Source organism: Tateyamaria sp. syn59 (genome assembly GCF_007995245.1).
Lineage (GTDB): Bacteria > Pseudomonadota > Alphaproteobacteria > Rhodobacterales > Rhodobacteraceae > Tateyamaria.
The window spans coordinates 1-4,174 of the sequence record NZ_VCBA01000040.1 but is presented as its reverse complement, the minus strand read 5'-3'; the positions used below and the strand labels follow the sequence as shown (position 1 = coordinate 4,174).

The window sequence follows — 4,174 nt, the reverse complement described above, 5'->3', positions numbered from 1 at the left end:
TGCGCTGACGCAATATCTGTTCGTAGACGCGGCACGCGTCTAGCGGCACCGCAGTAAATTCCTGTTTACAGCCATTCATTTTACAGGGTGGAGACGAATTCCACACTGCCTTTTCGCTGTAAGCGGGATTGACCATCGAGACGCGGGACAGATCAGACACTGTACTGATGCGGCAGGTCTTAGCCTAAAGCCTGAACACTCATAGTACCGAGATCCAACTGTTGCAGCCAGTATCGCGATTGTGCGCACTCGCCGACCTCAGTTTTGTCCCAACCGATACCGATCTTTTCGCTTCGTGCACAACAAGCCCGAACTTCGTTCTTGTTCCGTGATCAGACTTTGAGTGCAGCTTACTTGATACATCACAAGTATGGACTGTACAGAGACTGTTCAGTGGCCGGTGAAGACCAGCATCGTCAGTGGCATCAATAAGGACCGTATGCGCAAACCTGCAGCGTGAATAACGCCCACCGTGTCCACCACGTGCAGGAACAGGCGCGCGCCAGTACCGAGATCCTCGTCATGTTCCAGGCGGTGATGATTGTCCGTATAAGCATTGGCAAGACACCGGCTGCCCGGAGGTATGCCGTCAGCCTGCCCTGGGTACAAAGGTTCAAGAAAGGCCGTCACCGTTCCGGGCCTGAATTGCTGTTGGGCATCGCCCAATCTGTCTGAGGGGCGAATCTGACCAGCTGCAATAACGTCCTGCACTTCAACAATCACCATGGGCACGATTGTGAAGGGTTTAGAGACACATGCGATCTCCGCCACGCCACCTTTTTTGATCACCTGTGCCGTCACCTGCGGAAAGCCCGCCACAAAGCGGTTGCGCCCAGCGTCCGATGGCACAAGGATGCCCGCTGGCCGAAGCACGGGGTTCACGACGTCACCCCGGCGCAACGTGAATTGCTCCACCCTTCCGTCCACCCCTGCATAGACAGTTAGCTTTTCGATCTCGGTCTGTGCCTGTGCAAGGGCAGCTTCCGCGCTTGCACGGCTGGCGGGCAATTGAACGTTGATGTTGGCATCGGCGGCCCGCAGGCCCGCTTGTGCCGCATCCAGCGTGGCTTGGGCTGCATCAACCTGGGTCTGCGCCTGTTCCAAATCACGTTCGCTGGTGGCGCTTGATCCCCGCTCAATCAGAGCCTGTATCCGGTTAAGATCCGATGTTGCCAACCGCAGTTGCGCCTCGGCTTGTGCAATCGCGGCAACCGCTGATGCGCGCTGTGTTTGCGCGGCAGTCAATGCGGCGTCGATTTCGGAGATCTGACGCCGCGCCGTCTCGGCTGCGGCCTCTTGACGGTCCCCGTTCAAACGAAAGATAGGATCACCAGCCGAAATATCCTGATTGTTTGTGACAAAAATCTCTTCCACGCGGCCTGAAGTGTCCGACAGAATCGTCACGGTTCTAAAAAATGAGTTCACATCACTGGTGCTGGGATGAAAGTAAAACACAATGGTAAACAGCGAGATGGTGAGCATCGCACATCCCGTGATGCCGTATCTCAATTCATACCACACCGTGAAAAAGGTGATGTCCTGCCCAAACCGTTTGCCTTGAAAGCGGCGGCGCAGCAAGTAATCGGGCAGGATTGTGAAAAGGGAGCAAATAATAAGTTCAAGCATTATCGTCGCGCCCCTTACCTGCCATGACCGCAAGCGACTGCGCCATTGAGGCCAGCGGGGTTACCAAATCAGGTGGCCGAAACGCGGCCAGCACCAGGGCAAACACCCAGAACACGTTGTTGTGCGTAAATAGGGCCAGAAGCGCCAAAATTGACACCAGTTGCAGCTGTGTCGCATTGGACTTATGGGCCATGCGTTCTGGCAAAGCATGAAGCGTAAAGTAACCCACACCAAGCAGCAGCACGGCCACCACAACCAGGATGACTACAAAGCTAAACAAATAGTCGCTCCCGTCAGCAGCCGTCATGTAGTGAGGGATGTGTTCGGGCGTCAATGGGTGGTGTTTGGGTTCCAAAAAACCGTCCTCTGCTTAAAGCGGTTAATACTGGTTAACACCTGTTGCAGTTGAAAGTATACTCTGTCTCAGCCTTGCCATGCCAAACCACGCCACATGTGCATGACGCGCACAATTCGATGCATAATGCTGTGCCTCCTTCCGATCCAACGATGCGTTTGGGTTGAGCGCTGCGAGCCTCTACGCTGAAAATTAAGCGCTTTCGCAGCACTTTAATGCGAAGGAGAAGTACCTTTCCAAACTGCGCCACGATGCATTCGACCTCTTCTTCCGAGACGCTCTGAAGACAATCGGTTACTTTGTTCCCGAACTTTGAACTGATAGAACTTGCCTAGTTAAGCAGGGGCCAATGGCCGGACTGTGCGCCACATCGCAGAGCGGGAATGGGTGTGCACGCAGAAACTACTGTGCTGCGTGCACTCGCAGCGAGAAAATCAAAGTTACAAGTTGGGCTCCTTGCCGCCATCCGACGCGTCTGGCTCCAAGGTCATTCCGCAACCCAATGCGGACATTCATCTTGTGCTCTCCTGCGACCGCTGCGCGGACAATACAGACATGTATGGAGCCGGTTTAAAAGTCCGCTTGTTCCACACACGTGAACAAGCCAGGTACTCCCCAGAACAATGAAGAGAAAATCGGCGCCAGCAATACTCGCATAGGTAGTATTTCTATGCTAGCGTCCAGACAACAATCAATTTCCTGGGGGATTTCTGGTGCCGGACGAACTATTGGGCGGTATCGTAATCAATGAAGTACTTGTAGATCCAAATGGTAACACCGCGAATTTCGACACTGACGGAGATGGGACCGCGAACGCAACCGATGAGTTCGTGGAACTGCGCAATGTTTCGGACGCGGCGATCGACATTTCCGGCGTTCAGCTTTGGGATGCTGGCTCCGACAACTGGTTTACCTTTCCCCCAGGCACCGTCCTCCAGCCCGGCGCGCATGCTCTTGTCATAACCGGTGTTCAACCCGGTGGCGCGCTGCCGACCGGGGGACCCAATGATCTGGCATTTGATGCCGGGTGGGCGTCCGCACTCCTGAGCAATGGTGATGACAACATTGTTGTCTTGGACCCCTCTAGCAACACCTACATTCAAGCAACGTACAACGGCGACGTCCTTGATGACCCGACAGCAGGTGGGTCGAACTATGTTGGGTTTCCCAGTTCCGCGACACGTATCGGTGCCGGGGAGGATTTTGGAAGCGACATTGATGGCTTCTCAATCCAGCGCGGGCCGGGTGATACGTTTGTAGACGATCAAAAACCAACGCCCGGATCTCAAAATGTGTGTTTTTGCGATGGCACACTCATCTCTGTCGCGGACGGAGAGATGCCAGTCGAGGATCTTGTGCCGGGTCAGCTTGTTCACTCGATTGATCAGGGGCTGACCCCCGTCGTGTGGCTCCACTCTCGTGAGCTGTCAGCAGAGGAAGTGAATGCCAACATCAAACTGCAGCCGGTTGTCATAGCGAAGGGCGCATTGGGTTACGGCCTGCCGCGGCGCGACTTAAGGGTATCGCAGCAGCACCGGATGCTGGTCTGTGGAAAGATCGCGGAGCGTATGTTCGACACCAGAGAAGTGCTGGTGCCGGCCAAAGCGCTCACAGATATTGACGGCATTCGAATTTCCGCCGCGTCATCTTCCATGACTTACTTCCATGTGGCGCTGCCAAGGCACAGCATCTTGCTTGCAAACGGCGCACCGTCAGAGAGCTTCTTTCCAGGCAAACAAGCCCTTGCGGCCCTGAGCGACGCAGCGCGCGATGAGTTTCTGACTTTGTTTCCAGAGCTGGCTGAGGGAAATCTGGCGTCTTATGGGCCAGCGCGCACGCTTGTAAAGTACCGTCGCGCACAAAAACTCGCGATGCGCCACCGCAAGAACCGGAGGGAGTTGGTCAGCCGATTTCACTAGCATCTGAAGACCGCTCGCTCGAACAGGCGTCGGGACGGCACTCTGGGCGGGCATCGCGGTCACGCCCGACACCGGTCTTTTGGGCTCGCTACAGACCTTAGCCGCACTGCGTGCCAGGGTCGTCGCGCAGCCCAAACCGGACGTTGGACGTTGGAACGTCGATGAGATTTCACATAGAAAGGGCATATGGGCCTTGCGGGCCATACCCGCAGTCGAAATCAGCTAGTTTCCGAGGCCTCATTCGGCCTTGAGCCACTCTACCAAGTTAGCTTTT

The 4,174-nt window shown here is 55.4% G+C and carries 3 protein-coding genes; 1 reads left to right on the top strand and 2 read right to left on the bottom strand.

Features of this window, described 5'->3' with window-relative positions:
• Positions 1 to 390: 390 nt before the first annotated feature.
• Together FD715_RS22165 and FD715_RS22160 are read right to left on the bottom strand one after the other, a co-directional pair.
• Entirely contained in the window at positions 391 to 1,626 is a 1,236-nt protein-coding gene (locus FD715_RS22165; protein ID WP_147115389.1) for an HlyD family secretion protein, read from the bottom strand.
• Positions 1,619 to 1,933: a hypothetical protein gene (locus tag FD715_RS22160; protein ID WP_147115386.1), complete on the bottom strand. Its 315-nt coding sequence runs from the start codon at positions 1,931 to 1,933 to the stop codon at positions 1,619 to 1,621. The genes FD715_RS22165 and FD715_RS22160 overlap by 8 nt, the downstream gene beginning before the upstream one ends.
• A gap of 761 nt (positions 1,934 to 2,694) precedes the next feature.
• Between FD715_RS22160 and FD715_RS22155 the strand changes: the two genes are divergently transcribed.
• Positions 2,695 to 3,900, top strand: coding sequence for a Hint domain-containing protein (locus FD715_RS22155; RefSeq protein ID WP_147115383.1), 1,206 nt, complete (start codon positions 2,695 to 2,697; stop codon positions 3,898 to 3,900).
• Positions 3,901 to 4,174: the final 274 nt, after the last annotated feature.

Bases quoted from the DNA above. Each gene is read 5' to 3' on its own strand.
- FD715_RS22165 (WP_147115389.1), bottom strand. From the start codon at position 1,626: ATGCTTGAACTTATTATTTGCTCCCTTTTCACAATCCTGCCCGATTAC.
- FD715_RS22160 (WP_147115386.1), bottom strand. From the start codon at position 1,933: ATGACGGCTGCTGACGGGAGCGACTATTTGTTTAGCTTTGTAGTCATC.